The organism is Nonomuraea sp. SYSU D8015, assembly GCF_008065375.1.
In the GTDB taxonomy this organism is placed as follows: Bacteria; Actinomycetota; Actinomycetes; order Streptosporangiales; family Streptosporangiaceae; genus Nonomuraea.
This window is the reverse complement of sequence record NZ_VJYI01000016.1, coordinates 1-20,900: the sequence shown is the minus strand read 5'-3', so window position 1 is coordinate 20,900 and position 20,900 is coordinate 1. Positions and strand designations below refer to the sequence as shown.

Genomic DNA, 20,900 nt, shown 5'->3' with positions numbered 1-20,900 from the left:
CACGGTGCCGGGGACCGTCCGGAAGGGATTCGAACCCCAGATCCGCTGGACCTGAACCATGTCCAAGGGGTCTCGATGCGCGGTACGCCGTCCGGCGATGCCGGTGCGCCGCTGTTCTGCGTACCCCTCAGGTCCCCCACGGTAGCCGCCGTCATCAGGGATGATCTACCGGTTTTCGGTTTGATCAGGGACGGCCGACCCTGAAGTGCTCGAAACTGGCCTCGGCGTCGACATCGCCGAAGCGCCTGACGAACATCCCGACCGAGTGCTCCCCTTTCCGCCCCGGCACCCCGTCCACCACGCGTGCGATCTCGTGGCCGTTCACCCACATGATCAGCCGGACGCGGTCGCCCTCCCACACACACTCGGACACGAGGCTCACGTCGGCGCCGCGGAAGCCCGGGACGCGGAGATCGGGGGTGAGGTTCCAGGAGTTGGTGGGGGAGGTCTTGACGATCCGGGCATGTCCGTCCCGGCGCACGCTCAGCTCGTACCAGTAGTCGGCACCATCCCCGTGATCCGTGAACGAACAATGCAGTCCGCTGCGCGTTGACGGGTCCCCCTGGAGCCGGTATCTCGTCTCCATCAGCAGCCGGTCCGGGATCACGGCGTTGATGGGTGCGTCCACGAAGCGGCTGTCGTAGAGGTCGGCGATGAGGTCGTACCGGCCCGCGTTACGGTACGACCCTTGATCGGTGGGCCAGCTCTTCTCGTCGAAGCTGTCGAAATACAGCGTGTCGCCGATGGCCGGCGGGCCGCTGGGACGCGTCCAGAGCACTCCCGCCACGGTGGCGGCCGCGAGCAGTGCGGCGGCGGACGCGACGATCAGCGACCGTCTTCTGCGCCGCGGCCGGGGCGGCGGCGTGGGGGCGGCGAGGCCGGGCAGGTCGAGCCTGATCGTGCCGGCCACGCGCTCGGTGTCTGCCTCCGCGCCGTTGCCGACCAGCTTGCCGACCAGTTCCTGCGCGGACGGCCGGGCCGCCGGGTCCTTCGCCAGCGCCGTCGCGACGCTCTCGCGCAGGGCGGGGTCCAGCCCGGTGAGGTCCGGTCGCTCGTGGACCACCCGGTAGAGCGCCTCCGGAACGGTCTTCGACGCGAACGGCGAGCGGCCGGTGGCGGCGGCGAAGACCACGCACCCCCATGCGAAGACGTCCGAGGCGGTGCTCCATGTGCCGCCGCTCACCAGCTCCGGCGCCATGTAGTCGGGCGTGCCGATCAGCCGGCCGGTGGCGGTCCTGCCGCTTTCGGTGTCGAGCGCGCGGGCGATGCCGAAGTCGATGACCCGCGGGCCCAGCGGGGACAGCAGCACGTTGGCGGGTTTGAGGTCCCGGTGGACGATCCCGGCGCCGTGGATGGCGGTCAGCGCGGTGGCCACCCCGACGGCCAGCGCCTCCAGGTTCGACCCGGTCAGCGGCCCGTGCTCACGCAGCACCCTGGCCAGGTCGGGGCCCGCGACGTACTCGGTGACCAGCCAGAGCGGCTCGACGTCGAGCTGGGCGTCCAGCACCGGGGCGGTGCAGAAGCGGCGGACCCGCCTGGCCGCGGCCACCTCGCCGCGGAACCGGGCGACGAAGTCGGGGTCGGCGGCGAGATGCGGGCTGATCACCTTGATCGCGACCGGTCCCGTCGGGCCCTCCGCCAGGTAGACGGTGCCCATCCCGCCCTGCCCGAGCCTCCCGGCGACCCGGTACGCGCCGAGCTGCCGCGGATCCGCGTCCTGCAGGGCGAGCACGGGAGACAGACCATAAGGAGTCATAGCCGCCGCCGGATCACCACGGTGTCGACGATCTTGTCATGGAGGCACTGCCGGTACGGCCTGTCCCACAAGGGCATGGCGGAGTTGATCAGGCCGACGAGCGGGATCATGTACAGCACCACATGGGACAGGTGCCGCGCCAGTGCACGTCCGTAGCCGAGCTCGCGCCCGTCGCGAATGGTGACCACGCGGAGCCCGCAGAGCAGCTTTCCCGGGGTGCCGCCCCAGCGGCTGGTGGTCCCCGGCGAATAGGCCGCGACGAAGAGCGCCAGCAACACCAGCTGGAACCCTTGGGGCGTCGCCATTTGTTCCGGCACGAGCAGCGTGCCCAGGATTGTCAGGAGCACAAAGAATCCTATGAGGGCCACGAAGTCCAGCACATAGGCGGCGAGCCGTAAACCCAGAGGTGCGAGGGGAAACGGAGTGCGTTGCGGCAGGTCCTTCCCATAATTGCCGGCGGCTTCGCTGGACAAAAACGCTCCAGAGCTCGATGGGACATGGCATGAACGGCCCGCACAGAAAGGTAACCGCGCTTTCCCGCCGCCGCGTCAACGCCTGGGTTGAACGCGGGGGTCGACTTCTGCGGTATGTCTACAACCAGAGGTTGACCCGTCCTGCCTGCGCATCGACCTCGGGTTGACGCTGCGGGACGCAACCGGCCGGGCCGCTGTCCACGGCCCCGGCGATGGCGCACAATGCATGGCGTGGATGATCGAAGCGGCCGGATCGGCCGGTACCGTCTCATACGGAAGCTGGGCGAAGGAAGAATGGGCATCGTCTATCTCGCACACGACGCCGATTCCGCAGCGGTCGCCTTGAAAGTGCTCCGCCCCGAACTCGCGGGACAACCGGATTTCCAGCGCCGTTTCGCCAGGGAGGCGGAGGCGGCGCGCAAGGTGGCCCGTTTCTGCACCGCTCCGATACTCGACCCGGGCATCGAAGAGGACGTCGCCTATATCGTCACCGAATATGTGGACGGCCCCGACCTCTCGTCGGTCGTCGAGGCCCAGGGCCCGATGGCGGGCGCCGGCCTCGAAGCGCTCGCCGTGGGGGTGGCCACGGCGCCCACCGCGATCCACGAGGCCGGCGTCGTGCATCTGGATCTGAAGCCGTCCAACATCCTTCTGAGCGCCGTCGGCCCGCGGGTCATCGACTTCGGCATCGCCCGGCTGACCGTGGCCGAAGCCACCCAGTCGGCGGTGGTGTCGGGCACGCCCGCGTACATGGCGCCCGAGCAGGCGAACGGGCTGCCGCTCACGCCCGCCTGCGACGTCTTCGCCTGGGGCGGCGTGGTGGCGTACGCGGGCACCGGCAGTCCGCCGTTCGGCACCGGCGCGGTGCCCGAGGTGCTCTATCGCGTCGTCCGCCACGTCCCGAAACTCGACGGCCTGGATGAGCGGTTATGGCCGCTGGTCGAGCAGGCCCTGCACAAGGACCCGTCCCGGCGGCCCACGGCACAGCAGCTCCTGGATCGTCTGATGGGGCGCGAGCGGGTGAACGTGGCCTCGGCCACGCAGGCGGTGAGCGACTCCTGGACCCCGGTGCTGCCTGACGCGCCCGAGCCCGCGCCCCGGCCGCGCCGCAACCTGACGGCCCCGCTGACGGCCCCGCTGACGGCCCCGCTGACGGCCTCCGCCCTGGCCGTCCTCATCACGGCAGGCGTGCTGCTGGCGCTCTGGCGCCCGTGGACCGGCACGACCGCCGCCCCTTTCCCCAAGACGGTGACGTCGACGGTCGTCTCCACCGTCACCCACGAGGTGACCGCCAAGACCGGCTCCACGCCGTCGTCCCCTCCCAGGACGACCGTCGCGACCGGAACCCTCAAGCCGGGCACCGAGAAGGCGGCATCGACCGACACGGCCACGAACCTCCAGAACATCCAGCTCTTCGTGCCGGGAGCACCATTCCCCCTCAAGCCGCTCCAGGTGGACGGCAAGTGCGCGTGCACAAGCTGGGAACAAGGCTCGCTCCTGCGTGGAGGCGAGTCCATGCACCTGTACGCGTCCTTCCGTGGCGTGCCGAAGGACGTCGAGGCGGTCGACATCGACCTGCCGAAGCTGGGCACCTTCAGGAACGTCCTGATCGGCGAGCGGTGATGCAGAGAAGGGTGCTCTCGTGGGCCCAGGGTCTCTGGGCGAAGCACCCCATGCTGGTCGACGGCGCCCTGGCGGTGGCGCAGACCGTCGGCGCCGTGATGTGGGCGATCTACGAGCCGCAGCGAGCCACCCGTCCGGCGGATGCGGTCGCCGTGGCGCTGACCGCGGTCACGAACCTGCCGCTGGCCTGGCGGCGGCGGGCGGCGTTCACCGTGCTGGTGGTGTCGTGCACGGCCGCGATCGTCTTCCACGCGCTGGGCTACAACTACTGGACCAACAACCTGGGCCCGCTGCTGGCGCTCTACACGGTAACCGTCCACCGCCCGTGGCCGCTGGCGGTCGCCGGCGGGATCTTCATGCTGGCCGAGTGGGCGCACGCCGCGTATCTCCACCCCGACGTCGAGATCTGGTCCGCCGTCGGCCAGGCCGTGATCGTGACGGGGGTGGCGTGGGGCATGGGCGCGAGCGTACGGCTGCTGGCGCGCCGCAACCTCCAGCTCGCCGACCTGGCCGCCCAGTTGCGGCGCGAGCAGGACGCCGCCGCCCGGCGCGCGGTCACCCACGAACGGCTGCGCATCGCCAGGGAGCTGCACGACGTCGTCGCCCATCACATGTCGGTGATCTCCGTACAGGCCGGGCTGGGCGGCTACGTCATCGACACCGACCCCGCCGCCGCGCGGGCGGCCCTGGACACCGTCGCCGACACCAGCCGCGAGGCCATCTTCGAGCTGCGGCGCGTGCTGTCGATCCTGCGCATCGAGATCGACGACGCCGACGAGGAGCGCTACGCTCCCGCCCCGCAGCTGGAGCGCCTGGACCCGCTCGTGGCCCGGATGCGCGCCGCCGGCCTGGACGTCGAGGTGTCCGTCACCGGCCGGCCGCATCCGGTGCCGCAGGGGCTGAACCTGTGCGCGTACCGGATCGTCCAGGAGGCCCTCACCAACGTGCTCAAGCACGCGCCCGGCGCGCGGGCGCGGGTCGCGGTGTCGTACGGCGAGACCGCCCTGACCGTGTCCGTGACCGACGACGGGGGCGGGCGGGCGTCGTCCGCGGCGCCGGTCGGGTCCGGGGGGCACGGCCTGATCGGCATGAGCGAGCGCGTCAAGCTGTACCGGGGGACGCTCGTGACGGGTCCGGCGCGGCCGGGCGGGTTCGAGGTGGTCGCCACCTTCCCGCGCCCGTACGACGACGAGCCCCCCGGCGGCGCCGATTAAGATCGGCACATGCTCAGGGTCCTCGTCGTGGACGATCAGGTGCTGATCCGGGCGGGCCTGGCCGCGCTGATCCGCGCGGCTCCCGATCTCGACGTCGTCGGCGAGGCGGCAAGCGGCGAGGAGGCCGTGGAGCTGGCCTCCAGGACGCGCCCCGACGTGATCCTGATGGACATCCGCATGCCGGGCATGGACGGCATCGCGGCCACCGAGCGCATTCTCGCCGCAGCCGGTCCGAATAAGCCGAAGGTGCTGATCCTCACCACGTTCGACCTCGACGAGTACGTCTACAAGGCCCTGCGGGTGGGGGCCTCCGGCTTCCTGCTCAAGGAGACCACGCCCCAGCGGCTGCTCTCGGCGATCCACACCGTGGCCGGCGGCGACACCCTGCTGGCGCCCGCGGCGACGCGGCATCTGGTCGAGGCGTTCTGTCACACCCGCGAGCCCGTGCCTGGCCGCGACGGCCCGGCGCAGGTGCCCGATTCGCTCACCGGCCGGGAGGCCGAGGTGCTCGTGCTGGTGGGCCGGGCCATGTCCAACAAGGAGATCGCGGATCACCTGACGGTCAGCGAGTCGACGGTGAAGACCCATCTCAACCGCGCGATGGCCAAGCTGGGGCTCTCCAGCCGCGCGCAGGCGGTGGCGTTCGCGTACGAGCACGGTCTGATCACCCCCGGCGAGGCGGCCGGCTGACCCGGGCGGCGGGCAGCATGAGGCCGAGGAGCAGGGCCAGGGCGGTGAAGACCAGGGCCCAGGAGAAGGCCCCGCCTTAGGCCCCCGCCTGCCCGGCGGCGGTGGCGGGGTGGGTGGCCAGCCGGTGTTGCGGGATGCCGGCGAGCACACCGGTGCCGGCTGCCGACAGCAAGAGACGCAACGTCTCTAATGGAGGATGGATGTCCGAGCAGGCCGGCGAAGGCCCGAGCACGCGGCGCAGGCTCGTCGTGGCCGCCGTCCGCCACGCCACCGGCTCCATCGCCGAGCAGCCACCCGACACCGGCGAGCTGCGCGGCGACGTCGTGGCCGTGCTGCGGCGGATGGCCCGGCGCTTCCGCGACCTCGGCCCGGACGCCGTCCACGGCCTCATGCCGCCGCACCCGCGGGTCGTCTCGCTGCCGGTCGACCTCCTCCGCCACGAGCTGCTGCTGACCCGGCAACCCGTCTCCGACGAGACGATCTCCGAGATCGTGGACGAGGTGTTCCTTCCCCTCGTCCGCCGGCCGGCCGGGCGGGCGTGAGACGCGCCCTCAGCTGCCCCAGACCCGGCTGCGCTGCGGGACGCGGGCGGGGTCCGCGGGCCGGGCCCTGGTGAGATACTGCGGGACGGGCGCGCGGTCGTCGCCGGTGTCACGGGTCAGGCCGTAGCGCAAGATGCCCTTGGCGGGGTCGGGCCTGGCCGAGATGTCGGCCCAGACCTCACGCCAGGTCTTGGGCGCGACGGTCAGGTCAATGTCCGTGCCGGCTTCGTTGTTGTGGAGGGTGACGCTGCCGTCGAGGTAGTAGAACTCGTTCTGCCACATTTGCTGGTGGCCGCGGGGCAGCCGGACGAACCCGGTCTCCGGTGAGCCCATCCAGGTGACGCCCGGCGCATTCTCGTCGTCCATGCGCCGGCCGCCGCCCGAGGCGACGTGGAAGAGCTTGCCCTTGAGGCCGGTCCAGGTGGCGGGCTGGAAGTGGCCGACGCGGTTGTGGTAGAGGATGCCCCAGCGGACCTGGACATAGCCCCTGCCGGTGATGGTGAGCCGCTCACCGCGGTGGGTCATCGTGGGGGCGCCGTAGCGGGCGTGCCCGTAGGTGCCGCTGATGGTCACCGTTCCCGCCGGGCGGCGGGGCAGCGGGGCGGGGGGACGGTTCCTGGGCGGGGCCTGGTCCACCGTGTCGACGGTGCGCCCGTACGGCTTGACCGGGCGGCGCTTGCGCGTCGGCGAGGGGCTGGACGAGGGGCTGGGCGAGCGCGGCGCGGAGGCGGGCTCCGACGTGGCGATCGCCGGCGCGGCCCGCGGGGGCGCGGGCTCCGGCCGGATGGTCTGGACGACGACCGCTCCCCCGGCGATCAGCGTCGCCCCGGCGGCCGTGACCGCGACGGGCTTGGCGGTCAGCAGCGAGCCGGCCGCCGCCTTGCCCTTGGCAAGCAGTCCGCCCTTCACCACCGGCACGGCGGCCGTACGGGCGGCCTCCAGCAGCCCCGCCGCCAGCCCGGCGGGCACGGCCACCAGGCCGAGACCGGCCAGCAGCCGCTCGGCCGGCACAAGGTCGGACGCCTGTTCGGAGCACGCCTGGCACTCGCGCACGTGCCGGAACAGCCGCTTGCGCCACAGGTCGGACGGCATGCCGTCCCAGGTCGCGGCCGCGGCCGCCAGCCCCGGGCAGCGGGCCGGGGCCGAGAGCGCGCGCACCACCGCCCGCGCCGACTCCAGCCGCCGCTTGGTGCGCTGGACGCGGACGGCCGCGTGCCGCTCGTTCGTGTCGAGGGCGGCCGCCAGGTCGGCCCTGGTCAGCTCGCCCGCGACCTCCAGCCACCACAGCGCGATCACCTCGCGGTCGTCGGCGTCGAGCCAGCGGGCGGCCTCGGCGGTCTCCTTGCGCTGCCCGGACAGGCCGAGCATGGTGACGGTGACGGCGGCGAAGTCGGCGCCCGCGTCGGGCAGGCACAGCGCCTCGTCGAGGGCGGCGGGGGTGGCGGCCGTGGCCTGGCGCCACTCCCGGACCTGGTTGAGCGCGATGGCGACCAGCCAGGATCGGAAGCTCTCCGGGTCGCGCAGCCCGGAGACGCCGGTCACGACCCTGGCCATCGTCTCCTGGACCACGTCGTCGACGTCCGGATGGCCGTTCATGGCCCGGCCGGCGATGTTGTACACCAGCGGCAGGTGGCTCGTGACCAGCTCGTCGATCGCCCCGCGATCGCCTGCCCGGGCCGCGAGGACCGTCTCGACCTCGTACGTCGGCCGCGCGTACATCCATCACCTCCTGATCGGAGCCTCCGATGCTCCGAACAGGAGACTGGAGAATCACCCTTCCGATAACACAAACCTCACCGGTTTCATTCGTTGCCAATTCAATTCTTGACGAAGTTAATTACTGATACGATGACCGCCATGCACCCTCGGCTCACCACCACCACCCGCGCTGAGGCCACCGTCTTCACCATGGTGCTCACCCAGGGCCCGGTCTCCCGGGTGGAGATCGCCAGGCGCAGCGGTCTGTCCTCGGCCGCCGTCACCAAGGCGGCCCGGCCCTTCATCGAGGCAGGCTACCTGGCGGAGCTGGAGGCCACCGAGCGGACCGGGCCAGGGGCGGGACGCCCGGCCAGCCCGTTGACGATCAGGCCGGACCGGGAGTTCTTCACCGGCGTGAAGATCACCGACGACGAGCTCATCGGCGTGATCACCGACCTGCGCGCCCAGCCGCTGGCCTCGGCGCACCGCAGGCTGGAGACGAGCGGGGTCGAGGGCGTGGTCGCGCAGCTGGCCGAGTTGGTCGCCGAGTTGCTGGCCGCCGATCCCGCCTACCGTGAGCGCTGCCACTCGCTGGGCCTGGCCGTGTCGGGCGACGTCGACAAGGCGCACGGCATGGTCCGCTACTCCCCCTTCCTGAGCTGGCGGCAGGTGCCGCTGGCGCGGCTGGCCGCCGCGGCGACCGGCCTCACCGTCACGGTGGAAAACGACGTCAAGTCGCTCACCGTGGCCGAGCAGTGGTTCGGCGACGGCGTGGGGGCGTCGTCGTTCGCGCTGGTCACCGTGGGGATGGGGATCGGCTGCGGGCTGGTGGTGAACGACCGGGTGGTGGCCGGCTCGCACGGCGTGGCCGGGGAGATCGGCCACATCCCCGTCGGCGGCGACGAGCCCCCGTGCCACTGCGGCGGGCGCGGCTGCGTCGAGGCCATCGCCGGGACGGCGCCCATCGTCGCAGGCGTGCGCGCGGCCCTCGGCGACCCGACGCTGTCGGTGAACGCGGCCATCGACGCCGCGCACGCCGGGAACCCCGCGGCGCGGGAGGTGTTCGCCCGGGCCGGGCACGCCATCGGGCTGGGCATGGCCGCGATGGCCAACCTCTTCGGCCCCGAACGGATCATCGTGACCGGCGACGTGCCGGGGCTGGCGGCCTACGACCTGTTCGAGGAGCAGATCAACCGGTCGTTCGCGGCCCAGGCGTTCGGCGCGGCGGCCGACTGCCGCCTGCTGCTGCGCCCGCGGACCTTCGAGCAGTGGGCGCGCGGGGCGGCCGCGGTCTCCATCCAGACCCTCTTCTCCCGCGAGGAGGCACCGGTGGTGACCTCCGCCGGCGACCGGGCACGGCCCCACGGCATGCGGGCATGACCGCGAGGGAGTGCCGTCGCCTGGAGGAGCGGCGGGAGCGCAGCGACCAGAGCGGGGGAAGGCGGCGGCATGTGGCGACCGAGCCGCCGCGCGGAGTGCGGCCATGAGCCGCGAGGGAGTCAAATGTTCAGAAGGGAACGATGAGTGACCGCCACCCCCGGAATCTGGCAGCCACATGATCAGGCGGTGACGCGCGCCCAGCGGATCGAGGTGGCGGGGCTCGCGTTCGAGTGCACGTCGCAGGCCGGGCTGACCTGGACAGCTCACGAGGACGGGGGCGTCGTCGAGCTGCGTGTCACACCTGACCGGACGGCCGTCGTGCGGGTCGGCTGGCGGGTGCCGTGCGTGGGAGCGACCGCCTTCTGGGCGGCCGACGGCGGCGAGCACCGCGGGCTGCCGCCCTTCTGGCGCCGCCCCCGCACGGCCGCGCTCGAGAAGAACGCGCCCGTCGGCTGCCTGGTCGGCACGCGCGACCAGGCCCTGTGCACGTTCGCGGCCGGCGAGGTCGTCAGGCCCGTGCGCACCCGCACCGGCGTGGTGGAGGAGACCGGCGAGTTCGGGTTCTGGGTGGAGCACGAGGCCGACCCGGACGGCGGGCTCCTGCTGCGGCTCGACCTCACCCGCCGGCACTTCGCGACCACGCTGGCGGGCGTGGCGGACTGGTGGCGGGCGCTGCACGGCCCGGACCACGACGTCCCGCGGGCGGCCCGGATGCCCGCCTACTCCACCTGGTACGCCATGCAGCAGCACGTCGACGCCGAGGGCGTGGAGCGGCAGGCGTCCCCCGCGGCCGAGCTGGGCTGCGAGGCGATCATCGTGGACGACGGCTGGCACAGCGACGACCGGGGCCGCGGCTACGGCTACGTGGGCGAGTGGGAGCCGTCCCCCACCTCATTTCCCGACATGTCGCAGCACGTGGCGAAGGTCCGCGGCGAAGGGCTCGCCTACCTGCTCTGGTACGCCCTGCCGTTCGTCGGCCGCCACACCGCCCTCTGGGACCGCGTGCGGCCGTACACGCTGGCGTACAAGGAGCACATGAACGCGGCCATCGTCGACCCGCGTTACCCCGCCGTCCGCGACCTGCTCGCCGGGCACCTCGCCAGGGCGGTCACGGAGTGGGGCGCCGACGGCCTGAAGATCGACTTCATCGACCAGTTCGCGGTCGAGGACCCGCCGGAGCCGGGGCCGGAGGCCGACTGCGCCACGGTCAACGAGGGCGTGCGCAGGCTGCTGGCCCAGTTGCCCCGCGACTGCCTGGTGGAGCTGCGCCAGCCGTACGTGAGCCCGGGCCTGTGGCCGTACGCCACGATGATCCGCGCCTCGGACTGCCCGCTCAGCCCCGCGCACAACCGGCAGCGCACCGTGGACCTGAGGCTCATCGCCGGGCCCCTGGCGGTCCACGCCGACATGCTGATGTGGCACCCGGACGAGCGCCCGCAGCGGATCGCGACCCAGCTGATCAGCGTGCTGTTCGCGGTGCCGCAGATCTCGGTCGACCTGACGGCGCTCGACCCGGCGCAGGAGGAGGCCCTGCGGTTCTGGCTGGCGTTCTTCCGCGAGCACGCCGAGGTGCTGCAGCGCGCCGACTTCGAGCCGGCCCGCCCGGATCTGGCCTACCCGCAGGTCACGGCCCGCTCGGGCGGCACGGTGATCACCGCCAGGTACGCGCCGATGCCCGTCGAGGCGCCCGCGACCGGCACGCTGTGGCTGGCCAACGGCGACGACTCCACCGGCGTGCTGCTCCAGGTCGCCCGCCCCGGCAGGGCCCGGTCGACCGTGTTCGACTGCCGGGGCCGCGTCGAGGGCGACGAAGTCGTGACCCTGACCCCGGGGACGGTGGAGGTCACCGTCCCCGAGGGCGGGCTGCTACGACTGGAGACCACCGCGTAGCCGGTCCAGGAGCTGGGCCTGGTAGAGCGAGTGCGGGAAGAGACCGGGCCGGTTCGCGCCCTCGATGTGGCCGGCCGGCTGCTGGAACGGCCCGTCGCCGGTCACCGTGCCGTGGCAGCCGATCGCGTAGTTCTGCGCGGTCGGCGGCTTCTGGACGATGAGCGTCTTCAGCTCTCTGTGTTCGGACATCAGCGTAGCCTCGTCGCATGCCGACCGAGGCCGGGAAGCGATCCGGTGGAAGCCGAAGCCGCGTCCGCCCGGCGCGCCGGGCGGACCGTCGGTGAGAGCCGCGTCGTCGGGGCCTGACTTCTCATTCCTGGATGGAGTGCGACTCTTGGGCCACCGCCCCGCCGGACGCTGTCCCGTTGATGCGGACACCAACGGGGGCGGGGACCGAACGCCAGTCAGGCGCCCGGCTGTGACTTAACATTACCGTCTGATTACCCACAGTCGCAACCGTGCCTGGCCTTGTAGGCGTGGCAGTCGCGGAAGAGCACCTGCTGGGAGTAGACGTAGGTGTTGAAGTTGTAGCGCCTGCTGCCGGTCACGATGCTGACCGGGTCGATGGCCCGGCAGTTCTCGACCGTGGCCCGGGGCGTCTCCTGGGTGCTGACGCCGGCCTGGGTGAAGTGCAGCATGGTGCAGTCCCTGACCCACGAGTCCTCGGTACGCAGCAGCACGATCGCGTTGTAGGCGTGGTCCTCGTCCTGCTCCGGGTCGCCGTGGTACTCGATGTCCACGCGCAGCCGCTCCACGCCGACGTTGGTGACGAGCCCGGCCCGGTCCCACTTGTAGAGGAACGAGGTGGCGTGGGCGCGGTTGAGGTGGTTGAAGACCGGCACATCGATCTTCACGACATTTCCTGAAATGTCTCGTATGTAGCGGTTGTAGATGATCGGGTGCTCACCGGCCTTCCACGGCGGGCCCACGTCGTGCCCGCCGTAGTCGATGGCCTTGAGCCACTCCTCGGTGCAGGGGTGGGTGATGACGATGTTGTCGCCGGGGCGCAGGTCCCCCGGGTTCGCCACCTCGAACTCCCGCGAGCCCACCTGCACGAACCCGGTGGTGATCTCGGTACGGGTGCCGGGCACCTCGCCCGTCCAGCCGCCGCCGGCCACGATCACGTTGCGTTCCTTGGGATTGTTCCCGGTCGCCTTGATGATCGAGTTGCTCGACGGGTCGTCGCCGACGCCGCGCAGGACGGTCGCGCTCGCCCGCACGTACAGCGTGCCCGCCACCGGGTACACGCCGGGCAACAGGAGCAGCGCGCCCCGCCGTCCGGCGATCGAGTTCGAGCGCTGCCTGGATGTGGGCGGTGGTGTCGCCCTCGACGGGCGGATGGCCTTGACGACCGGCACGTGCCGGATGGGTCGCGCGCCCGCCACCGCGGTCAGCGCCAGCGCGCCGCCGGCGGCCAGCACGGCGCGTCTGCTGAGGTCGTTTCTCATGGGGCGATGACAATCTTGTCGAGCTCGGGAGAGCGGGCGGTGTGGCTGTAGAAGCGGATCGAGTTGACCCCGGCCACCAGGTTCACCGGCACGGTCGCGGTCGTGACCTCGTCCTTGGTCCCGGTCATGGGCAGCTGGATCGCGTCGGCGCCGTTGACGCTGACCGCGAACGTCTGCGAGCCGTCCACGAGCGCGTGCACGGTCATCTGCCTGGTCCCGGTGGTCTCCGACAGCACGCCTCTGACCACGGCGTAGTCGTAGATGTTGCCGCCGATGAGGATCACCTTCCGCCCGCCGGAGCAGACGGCGCAGTACGCGGGTTCGGCCGCGCCCTCCCAGACGTTGCCGGCCCGCTCGGCCTCGTACGCGCCGGGGCCGCGGTCCGGCGGCGGCAGCTTGACCGGCGGCGTCGCCGGGCCCAGCTGCTCCGCCTTGAGATCTCTGATCAGCAGGTACGTCTCCTGCAGCCCGGCGCTCCGGATGCTGCGGTAGATGCCCCACTTGGGACGGTTGTACTGCTCCGGCGTCCACCACAGGTCGATGCCCTCGGCCGTCTGGTCGACGATCGTCCGCCGCCCGTCACGCAGGACCCAGCGCATGTAGCCGTCATCCGCGGACTTGAGCTCGATGGTGACGCTCACCCACCTGTTCTGGATCGGCTCCAGGTCCGCCTGGGCGAAGTCATGGGCCCTGTTGTCCTCCAGCGTCCAGTAGCGCGCCGAGATCTTCTGCACGCCGTTCACGACCGGCAGCGAGATCTGCGCCACCGGGGTGCCGATGTCGGAGGTCTTGAGCTGCCAGATGTGAGAGAAGCTGGTGGTCGCGTCAAGGGTGTCCGGGATGTACATCTGGTAGGTGATGCGCCAGGTCTCGTCCTTGCGCATCTCCAGCGCCCGGCCGTCGGCGGCCCGCATGCCGCGTACCTCGTTCCGCATGCGGTCGGACCCGTCGCGATCCTCCAGGTGCGCGTCGAAACGCCAGGCGTTGCCCTGGACGTAGATGTGCGGCTGCCCCTCGGGGTGGGAGCCGCGCCGGTCGTCCTCCAGCGCCTCGAACGCGTTCACCCCGTCCCGCCACGGGCTCGGGTTCCACCGCGTCTCCCAGCGGGGCGCCCCGGCGGCGACGGGTTCGGCGGCGTGGGCCGCGGGCGTCGCGGGCAGGATCAGCGCCAGAGCCGCCAGGGCGCCCGCGAAGCGCCTCATGAGAGCGTCACCCCGTCGAGGTCGGGCGCGCTCGCGCCGTCGTTCACGCTGACCTGGAAGCCGCGGGTGCCGCTGAAGGAGCCCTGCTCGGCCTCGTACGACGACGAGGGCGGCTCCTCGCCGCCGCCGGTGAGCTGGTGGGCCCGCAGGTTCCTGATCAGCAGGCAGGTGTCCTGCAGCCCGGAGCGGCAGGCCGCTCTGGGCGCAGTCAACCGCCCATACGCTACGGTCGTCCCGCATCCAGCCGGACGTCTTGAGAGCAAGCCCCCTCCCTCCAGGTGGGTGAATGTGCCGGCGGCCCCGGCGACAGGCCGGGGCTCCAGCGCAAGGTCCGGACGACTGCCGAGGCCGGCAGGGGCGGTGGCCGTGGGAGTCGCTAAGGCGCCGGGCACTTTGCTTGTCATGGGGTCTGTCTCCTGAGGTGAAGCGTGAACCCGCCGTTGGAGGGCACGGCGAGGTCGAGCTCTCCGCCGCCCGAGACCGTGACCGTCTCGGCGGCGATCGCGTCGCCCGGGGCGTCGCGGTAGATCTCGGCCGCCCACTCCCCCTGGCCGAGGAAGCCGAGCGGTACGGTGAGCGTGCGGGCCTCGCCGGAGACGCCGGCGGCGATGTACCAGTCGGCGCCGCTCCTCCTGGCCAGCAGGATGTGGTCGGCGGGGTCGCCGGACAGCAGCCGCGTGTCGTCCCACGCGGTGGGGACGGCGGACAGCAGCCGCAGCGCCTCCGGCCTGGCCTGGTATGCCTCGATGGAGTCGGCGAAGTGCTGGATCCCGGACTCGAAGATCACCGACAGGGCGAGCTCGAATCCGGCCGAGATCGCGCGGACCCCGGTGAACGTGCATGGCGTGAAGTCCATCGGCCCCTGCACGTTGCGGGTGAACGCGAGCGACAGGTAGTGGGTGGCCGGGTAGAGCGGCTCCTTGCCGGGTTTCGGCTTCAGCCACTCGGCGCCCTTGACGGCCTCGGCGGTCATGAACTGCGGCCAGGTGCGCTCGGTGCCGCGCGGGATCGTGCCGCCGTGGAAGACGACCATGAGCTTCAGCCGGGCGGTGGCGGCCAGGATGGCGTCGAACCAGCGCATCCGGTCCTGGCCGTCGGACTCGGTGAAGTCGATCTTCACGCCGGCCGCGCCCCACTCCTTCCAGAGCGCGAGTTTCTCGCGGTGCTCCAGTTCGGTGTCGACGTGCTGCCAGTGCGACCAGAGCCAGACGCCGACGCCCCGGTCGCGGGCGTAGGCGATGAGCTCGGGCATCCACTCCTTGTTCCAGCCGGCGTCGGCCAGCACGTACGGCCAGCCGTGCTCGGCGGCGAAGTCGACCCAGTGCTTCTGGGCGTCCAGGTCGCGGGTGGAAGGCCCGTCGGACCACCACGACCAGGCGGCCGCCCCGGGCTTGATCCACGAGGTGTCCTCGACCCTGGAGGGCGGGGCGAGGCTCGTGACCAGGTCGCTCTCCACGATCGCGGCCAGGTCGCCGACGATCGCGGTGCGCCATGGGGTGACCAGCGGGCTGGCCGCGGTGACGTACGGGTCGGGCAGGTCGAGCCGGAAGGCGCGGCCGTCGAAGCGGAGGCGGGAGCCGGCGTAGCCGCTGTCGAGGTCGGACTCGGTGATCAGCAGCCAGGCGGCGCCGGTCTGGAAGAGCGACGGGTAGCCGTACAGGATGGGCTCGGCGGCGCCGACCGTGGTGTGCCGGTGGATCTCCTCGTAGTCGCAGCGCCCGTTCTCGTACGGCAGGAGCACGGCGCGGGCGTCGCCCGGCACGACATATTCCGAAATTTCGTCGATTACGGTGACCGGCCCGCTCCATGGCACCACATACCGGTATGCCACACCGCCCCCGCCGACGCGGACCAGCAGATCGAGCCGGTCCCCGCCCCGGGCGAACGACAACGTCCACTCCCCGGCTTCGTACCGGTGCTCACGCCGCTTCCCGATCACCGTCCGGTAGGACTCCTCGACCCGCCGCTCCGACAGCCCCAGGAACTCCAGCCCGGTGGTGAGATCCGCGTGGGCGGTCCGGAGTCCGAGCCTCGAGGGCTCTACCACGGTCTTCCCCGCGTGCCGCAGTTCCAGCGTCAACTCCCCCTCCGGGGAGAGGTCGAGCGCAGCTTCCAGATCCCCGTCGCTGAGCGTCCAGTTCGGCACGTGCCCTCCACGAGTCAAGAGATAGGAGGAGTCGATCACGGCTCGCCCTTAGCGGCGCTCGGGCCCACGGGGGCCGTCCAGTCTCCTCACAGTGGGCAAGAGCCTAGGTTGCGACGGGTTTCAATTCAATTCTTGACGAAGTTAATTACCGGGTCTACGGTACGGCCATGTCTCACGGACTGTCACAGGACAACCGCACACATCCGACCTCTGCCCGGCTGACCGAGTTCCGTGAGCAACGGTTCGGGTTGTTCGTGCACTGGGGGCTGTATGCGCTCGCGGCCCGCCATGAGTGGGTGAAGCAGCGCGAGCGCCTCACGGACGAGGAGTACCAGCGGTATTTCGACCACTTCGATCCGGACCTGTTCGACCCGGACGCCTGGGCGGAGGCGGCCGCGGGGGCGGGCATGCGATACCTGGTGCTGACCACCAAGCACCACGACGGGTTCTGCCTGTGGGACTCGGCCCAGACCGACTACTCGGTGGCGAACACCCCGTACGGCAAGGACCTGGTCGGCCCGATCGTCGAGGCGTTCCGTGCCCGCGGGCTCGGGGTGGGCTTCTACCACTCGCTGATCGATTGGCACCACCCGCACTTCCCGATCGACGGCCTGCACCCGGCGTACACCGAGGGCGTCACCAACGACGACCGAAATATCGAGATTTACCAGTCCTATTTGCACAGCCAGGTCGAAGAGCTGCTTACCCGCTACGGCCGCATCGACACGATGTGGTTTGACTTCTCCTACTCCAAGCGGGTCAGGGACGGCCGGCTCACGCCCGGCGGCAAGGGCGCGGCGGACTGGCGCTCCGAGGAGCTGGCGGCGCTGGTGCGCCGGCTCCAGCCGGACTGCCTGATCAACGACCGGCTGGAGATCCCCGGCGACTTCACCACCCCCGAGCAGTTCCAGCCGCCGGCCCCGCCCGGCCGGGTCTGGGAGGCGTGCCAGACCCTCAACGGCAGCTGGGGCTACGACCGCGACAACCTCGACTACAAGCCCGTCGACCTGCTCGTGCGCATGCTGGTCGACACCGTCTCCAAGGACGGCAACCTCCTGCTCAACGTCGGCCCCGACGGGCGGGGCGCGTTCGATCCGCGGGCGCTGGAGACGCTGCGCGGCATCGGGCGGTGGACCCGGCTGCACGGCCGCTCCATCTACGGCGCCGGGCCGAGCACGTACGAGGCCCCGCCGGAGTGCCGCTACACCCAGCGCGGCGACCGGCTGTACGTGCACCTGTTCGCCTGGCCCTTCAAGCACCTGCACCTGCCCGGCCTGGCCGGCAAGGTGCGTTACGCGCAACTGCTCAACGACGCCTCGGAGATCCGCACGCTGGTGCCCGACCCGGCGGTGGACAGCGGGCACACCAAGCTGGGCTCCCTGCCGTCCGGCACCCTGACCCTGCAGCTCCCGGTGCAGCGCCCCGACGTGGCGGTGCCGGTGATCGAGCTCTTCCTGTGAAAGGCCCACCCCCATGGAGATGAACCGTCGCCAGATGCTGGCCCTGGCAGTGGCGGCCGCCACGTTGTCCGCCTGCGGCGACAGCCGCCAGCAGAAGCAGGCCGCCGCCCCGGTCAAGTCCGGCGCCCAGGTGATCGACCCCAACCGTCCCAGCAGCGACGACTGGCCCTTCGAGGAGGCCGAGCAGCTCAACAACTCGCTGACCTGGCCGAAGACGAACGTGCCCGACCCGGCGTCCAAGGTGACGATCACGCTGGCGTTCACCACGGACGCCGTCACCGAGGTACGCAACGCCCAGTTCGACTTCTTCTTCAAGAAGCGCCACCCGAACATCGAGATCAAGCGCGAGTCGGCGCCGTTCGACCAGTTCCTCACCAAGTACATGGCCCAGGCGGCCGGCGGCTCGCTGCCCGACGTGCTCTACAACCACTACTCCTGGACGCAGAACCTCATCGCCAACAAGGTCCTGCAGCCGCTGGACGACTTCATCGCCAAGACGCCCGAGTTCGACATGGACGACATCCCGCAGCGCGGGCTCGGCTACTTCAAGCGCGACGGAGCGTTGTACGGGCTGCCCACCGACATGGCTCCCAAGCTGCTCTTCTACAACAAGGACCTGTTCGACAAGGCCGGGCTGGAGTACCCGGACGAGACCTGGACGTGGGACAAGGTCTTCGAGACGGCCAGGAAGATGACCAGCGGGTCGGGCGTGGAGAAGATCTACGGCATCTCGCCGATGCCGAAGCCGTCCCCCGACCTGAGCTCGGTGTACCTGATGCCGTTCGGCGGCCGGTTCCTGGACGCGGCCGAGTCCAAGGTGATGATCGCCGAGCCGGCCGCCAGGGACGTCATGGCCCGCTGGCTGGACCTGCTGCAGAAGGACAAGGCGGTGCCGAGCCTGGCCGAGCTTCAGCTCCTGGAGAAGGTCGACCCGTTCAAGTCCGGGCACGCGGCCCTGTTCGTCAACGGCGCGTGGGTCATGCTGGAGCTGTCCAAGCAGAAGGCGTTCAAGTGGGGCTCCACGCAGGTGCCCAAGGGGCCGGAGGGACGCACCACCCCGGCCGTCGGCAGCGCGCTGGTGATGGCGGCCTCGTCGAAGAACAAGGACGCCGCCTGGATCTACATGCACGAGTACCTGTCGGCCTCGGGCTACAAGTTCCGCCGGATCGCCGCACCGGCCCGCCAGTCCGCGTGGGAGGACAACGCCAAGGCACTGGGCGTCCCGGCGGAGGAGGCGGAGCTGGTCAAGAAGATCATGGCCGACTACGCCTCCGATGACGGCGTGCTGCGGCTGCCGGCCAACAAGAAGGTCGTGGACACCGCCGTACCGATCTGGGAGCGGGCGCAGCTCGGCAAGATCAGTGTGGACGACGCGCTGAAGGAGATGGTCGACAAGGTCACGCCGGTCCTGAGCGAGAACAAGATCGCATGACCGCCGTCAGCGTCCGCAGCACTCTGGCCCGCCGGGAGGCGCGACGCTTCCACCTGTTCGTCTCGCCGTGGCTGGTGGGGTTCGTGCTCTTCAGCGCCGGGCCGATCGTCGCCGCGGTGGTGCTCAGCTTCATGGAGTGGAACCTGCTCCAGTCGCCGCGCTGGGTCGGCTTCGCCAACTACGTGCGCATGGTCAACGACCCCGAGTTCTGGGAGTCGATCGAGAACACCGTGCAGTTCGGCGTGGGCGCGGTGGCGCTCGGCGTGACGTTCACGTTCGCGCTGGCGCTGCTGCTCAACCAGCCGCTGCGCTTCCAGGGCCTGTTCCGCACGGTGATGTACCTGCCGTCGGTGGTGTCCGGGCTGGCCACGGCCCTGCTGTGGCTGAACATCCTGCACCCCGACTACGGGCTCATCAACAAGATGCTGGCCTCGGTCGGCATCCAGGGCCCCGGCTGGCTGGCCTCGCAGGAGTGGGCCATCCCCGGGCTGGTGCTGATGAGCGTGTGGGGCGCGGGCAACACGATCGTCATCTACCTGGCCGGCCTGCAGGGCATCCCGAAGACGCTGTACGAGGCCGCCGAGATCGACGGCGCCGGGTGGTGGCGCAGGTTCTGGAGCGTGACCGTGCCGATGATGTCGCCGGTCATCTTCTTCAACGTGGTCACCGGGTTCATCGCCGCGCTGCAGAGCTACGTGCTCATCCTCGTCATGACCGAGGGCGGCCCCGGCAACGCCACGATGGTGCTGGGGCTCTACATCTACCGGCACGCGTTCGTCTACTTCGACATGGGGTACGCGGCCACGCTCTCGTGGGCGATGTTCGTGCTCGTCATCGTCGTGACCGCGATCCAGTTCAGCCTGGCCAGGCGCTGGGTGCACTACGAGTTCAAGTGAGGTCGTCATGCTCCTCGAGACCGCGGCGCGTGACAAGGCGCCCGCGCGACCCCGGCACCCGCGCAAACCCCTGACCTCGGAGCAGGCCGAGCGCATCAGGAAGATCCGGCGCAGCGGCGCCTACATCCTGCTGATCATCAGCTCGGCGGTGTTCCTGCTGCCGTTCCTGTGGATGCTGACCACGTCGCTCAAGTCCGACGAGGCGAACCTGGCCTTCCCGCCCCAGTGGCTGCCCGACTCCTGGCACTTCGAGAACTACGTCAAAGGCTGGACGGGGTCGCTGCCGTTCACCAGGTTCCTGATGAACACGATCCTGATCACCGCGCTGTCCATGGCGGGGAACCTCATCTCGTGCATCCTGCCCGCCTACGCCTTCGCGCGGCTGCGGGCGCGGGCGGCGGGATTCATGTTCGCGGCCCTGCTGGCGACCATGATGATCCCCCGGGAGATCACGCTGGTGCCGAAGTTCATCATGTTCTCGAAGCTCGGCTGGGTGGACACGTACCTGCCGCTGGTCGTGCCGGAGTTCTTCGGCGTGGCGCTGTACATCTTCCTGCTGCGGCAGTTCTTCACCACGATCCCGCAGGAGCTCATCGACGCGGCCCGCATCGACGGCGCCTCGGAGCTGCGCATCCTGTGGAGCGTCATGCTGCCGCTCGCCAAGCCGGCGATCGCGGCGATCTGCCTGTTCTCGTTCGTGGGGAACTGGAACCAGTATCTGGAGAACTCGATCTACCTGCGGTCGATGGAGAAGATCACGCTGGCGCAGGGTCTGGGCATGTTCAGCGGCCAGTACGTCACCCAGTACAACCAGATGATGGCCGTCGCGCTGCTGTCGATGCTGCCCATCCTCGTCATCTTCTTCCTGGCCCAGAAAACGTTCATCCGGGGCGTCACGCTCACCGGCATCGCGGGAAGGTAAGCCTTGGACTACGCACGTCAGCCGTACCGCAGGTGCGGCCGCAGCGGTCTGCTGCTCCCCGCCGTCTCCCTCGGCCTGTGGCACAACTTCGGCGAAGGCAAACCCCTCGACAGCCAGCGCGCCATCCT

The 20,900-nt window shown here is 70.6% G+C and carries 18 protein-coding genes and 1 pseudogene; 11 read left to right on the top strand and 8 right to left on the bottom strand.

All coding sequences use genetic code 11. The features are described 5' to 3' along the window. Positions 1 to 184: 184 nt before the first annotated feature. A complete protein-coding gene (locus ID574_RS43585) occupies positions 185 to 1,732 on the bottom strand; it encodes a serine/threonine-protein kinase (protein WP_223167685.1) in 1,548 nt (515 codons plus the stop codon). A 20-nt stretch (positions 1,733 to 1,752) separates the two neighbouring features. Continuing rightward, entirely contained in the window at positions 1,753 to 2,229 is a 477-nt protein-coding gene (locus ID574_RS43580; protein WP_188194925.1) for an RDD family protein, read from the bottom strand. Positions 2,230 to 2,451: 222 nt separating this feature from the next. Between ID574_RS43580 and ID574_RS43575 the strand changes: the two genes are divergently transcribed. The 4 genes from ID574_RS43575 (at position 2,452) to ID574_RS43560 (ending at position 6,298) form a co-directional block, all read left to right on the top strand. Continuing rightward, positions 2,452 to 3,852 carry a serine/threonine-protein kinase gene (locus ID574_RS43575; RefSeq protein ID WP_188194924.1) on the top strand — a complete coding sequence of 467 codons (1,401 nt, stop codon included), beginning with the start codon at positions 2,452 to 2,454 and terminating at the stop codon, positions 3,850 to 3,852. Then, positions 3,852 to 5,066, top strand: a complete 1,215-nt coding sequence (locus ID574_RS43570; RefSeq protein WP_188194923.1) for a sensor histidine kinase — start codon at positions 3,852 to 3,854, stop codon at positions 5,064 to 5,066. The genes ID574_RS43575 and ID574_RS43570 overlap by 1 nt, the downstream gene beginning before the upstream one ends. A 9-nt stretch (positions 5,067 to 5,075) precedes the next feature. Beyond that, positions 5,076 to 5,756, top strand: a complete 681-nt coding sequence (locus ID574_RS43565) for a response regulator (protein ID WP_188194922.1) — start codon at positions 5,076 to 5,078, stop codon at positions 5,754 to 5,756. Positions 5,757 to 5,956: 200 nt separating this feature from the next. Next, a complete protein-coding gene (locus ID574_RS43560) occupies positions 5,957 to 6,298 on the top strand; it encodes a TetR family transcriptional regulator C-terminal domain-containing protein (protein WP_188194921.1) in 342 nt (113 codons plus the stop codon). 9 nt (positions 6,299 to 6,307) lie between these two features. Here the strand turns inward: ID574_RS43560 and ID574_RS43555 are convergent, their stop codons facing one another. Beyond that, positions 6,308 to 8,017 carry an RNA polymerase sigma factor gene (locus ID574_RS43555; protein ID WP_188194920.1) on the bottom strand — a complete coding sequence of 570 codons (1,710 nt, stop codon included), beginning with the start codon at positions 8,015 to 8,017 and terminating at the stop codon, positions 6,308 to 6,310. 138 nt (positions 8,018 to 8,155) lie between these two features. Here ID574_RS43555 and ID574_RS43550 point away from each other — a divergent pair, with 138 nt between their 5' ends. Then, entirely contained in the window at positions 8,156 to 9,376 is a 1,221-nt protein-coding gene (locus ID574_RS43550) for an ROK family protein (protein ID WP_188194919.1), read from the top strand. A gap of 186 nt (positions 9,377 to 9,562) precedes the next feature. Next, positions 9,563 to 11,266 (top strand): glycoside hydrolase family 36 protein, encoded by a 1,704-nt coding sequence (locus ID574_RS43545; RefSeq protein WP_188194918.1) that lies wholly within the window; start codon positions 9,563 to 9,565, stop codon positions 11,264 to 11,266. On the opposite strand, the gene ID574_RS43540 is transcribed toward ID574_RS43545, so the two are convergent. The 5 genes from ID574_RS43540 to ID574_RS43520 all read right to left on the bottom strand — a co-directional run bounded on the left by ID574_RS43540 (position 11,243) and on the right by ID574_RS43520 (position 16,062). Beyond that, positions 11,243 to 11,455 carry a hypothetical protein gene (locus tag ID574_RS43540; protein ID WP_188194917.1) on the bottom strand — a complete coding sequence of 71 codons (213 nt, stop codon included), beginning with the start codon at positions 11,453 to 11,455 and terminating at the stop codon, positions 11,243 to 11,245. The genes ID574_RS43545 and ID574_RS43540 overlap by 24 nt on opposite strands. A 251-nt stretch (positions 11,456 to 11,706) precedes the next feature. Next, entirely contained in the window at positions 11,707 to 12,714 is a 1,008-nt protein-coding gene (locus ID574_RS43535) for a hypothetical protein (RefSeq protein ID WP_188194916.1), read from the bottom strand. Further along, positions 12,711 to 13,916: a carbohydrate-binding protein gene (locus ID574_RS43530; protein WP_188194915.1), complete on the bottom strand. Its 1,206-nt coding sequence runs from the start codon at positions 13,914 to 13,916 to the stop codon at positions 12,711 to 12,713. Before ID574_RS43530 ends, ID574_RS43535 begins: the two co-directional genes overlap by 4 nt. Further along, positions 13,913 to 14,128, bottom strand: coding sequence for a hypothetical protein (locus ID574_RS43525; protein ID WP_188194914.1), 216 nt, complete (start codon positions 14,126 to 14,128; stop codon positions 13,913 to 13,915). Before ID574_RS43525 ends, ID574_RS43530 begins: the two co-directional genes overlap by 4 nt. A gap of 188 nt (positions 14,129 to 14,316) precedes the next feature. Then, entirely contained in the window at positions 14,317 to 16,062 is a 1,746-nt protein-coding gene (locus ID574_RS43520; RefSeq protein WP_188194913.1) for a glycoside hydrolase family 97 protein, read from the bottom strand. Positions 16,063 to 16,229: 167 nt separating this feature from the next. Between ID574_RS43520 and ID574_RS43515 the strand changes: the two genes are divergently transcribed. The 5 genes and pseudogenes from ID574_RS43515 to ID574_RS43495 all read left to right on the top strand — a co-directional run. Beyond that, positions 16,230 to 17,522 carry an alpha-L-fucosidase gene (locus ID574_RS43515; RefSeq protein ID WP_188194912.1) on the top strand — a complete coding sequence of 431 codons (1,293 nt, stop codon included), beginning with the start codon at positions 16,230 to 16,232 and terminating at the stop codon, positions 17,520 to 17,522. Positions 17,523 to 17,541: 19 nt separating this feature from the next. Then, complete coding sequence (locus ID574_RS43510; protein WP_188194911.1) at positions 17,542 to 18,954, top strand: ABC transporter substrate-binding protein; 1,413 nt, start codon at positions 17,542 to 17,544, stop codon at positions 18,952 to 18,954. Further along, the gene (locus tag ID574_RS43505) at positions 18,951 to 19,850 is read left to right on the top strand and encodes a carbohydrate ABC transporter permease (RefSeq protein WP_188194910.1); all 900 of its coding nucleotides are present in this window, start codon (positions 18,951 to 18,953) and stop codon (positions 19,848 to 19,850) included. The genes ID574_RS43510 and ID574_RS43505 overlap by 4 nt, the downstream gene beginning before the upstream one ends. Positions 19,851 to 19,857: 7 nt before the next feature. Then, a complete protein-coding gene (locus ID574_RS43500; protein WP_188194909.1) occupies positions 19,858 to 20,772 on the top strand; it encodes a carbohydrate ABC transporter permease in 915 nt (304 codons plus the stop codon). 3 nt (positions 20,773 to 20,775) lie between these two features. Next, a pseudogene (locus ID574_RS43495) lies at positions 20,776 to 20,900 on the top strand (L-glyceraldehyde 3-phosphate reductase); the annotation flags it as partial.

Excerpts from the sequence above, each read along its gene's own strand:
- ID574_RS43510 (WP_188194911.1), top strand. The coding sequence starts at position 17,542 with ATGAACCGTCGCCAGATGCTGGCCCTGGCAGTGGCGGCCGCCACGTTG.
- ID574_RS43560 (WP_188194921.1), top strand. The coding sequence starts at position 5,957 with ATGTCCGAGCAGGCCGGCGAAGGCCCGAGCACGCGGCGCAGGCTCGTC.
- ID574_RS43515 (WP_188194912.1), top strand. The coding sequence starts at position 16,230 with ATGTCTCACGGACTGTCACAGGACAACCGCACACATCCGACCTCTGCC.
- ID574_RS43540 (WP_188194917.1), bottom strand. The coding sequence starts at position 11,455 with ATGTCCGAACACAGAGAGCTGAAGACGCTCATCGTCCAGAAGCCGCCG.
- ID574_RS43535 (WP_188194916.1), bottom strand. The coding sequence starts at position 12,714 with ATGAGAAACGACCTCAGCAGACGCGCCGTGCTGGCCGCCGGCGGCGCG.
- ID574_RS43565 (WP_188194922.1), top strand. The coding sequence starts at position 5,076 with ATGCTCAGGGTCCTCGTCGTGGACGATCAGGTGCTGATCCGGGCGGGC.
- ID574_RS43550 (WP_188194919.1), top strand. The coding sequence starts at position 8,156 with ATGCACCCTCGGCTCACCACCACCACCCGCGCTGAGGCCACCGTCTTC.
- ID574_RS43500 (WP_188194909.1), top strand. The coding sequence starts at position 19,858 with ATGCTCCTCGAGACCGCGGCGCGTGACAAGGCGCCCGCGCGACCCCGG.
- ID574_RS43505 (WP_188194910.1), top strand. The coding sequence starts at position 18,951 with ATGACCGCCGTCAGCGTCCGCAGCACTCTGGCCCGCCGGGAGGCGCGA.
- ID574_RS43555 (WP_188194920.1), bottom strand. The coding sequence starts at position 8,017 with ATGTACGCGCGGCCGACGTACGAGGTCGAGACGGTCCTCGCGGCCCGG.
- ID574_RS43575 (WP_188194924.1), top strand. The coding sequence starts at position 2,452 with ATGCATGGCGTGGATGATCGAAGCGGCCGGATCGGCCGGTACCGTCTC.
- ID574_RS43570 (WP_188194923.1), top strand. The coding sequence starts at position 3,852 with ATGCAGAGAAGGGTGCTCTCGTGGGCCCAGGGTCTCTGGGCGAAGCAC.
- ID574_RS43530 (WP_188194915.1), bottom strand. The coding sequence starts at position 13,916 with ATGAGGCGCTTCGCGGGCGCCCTGGCGGCTCTGGCGCTGATCCTGCCC.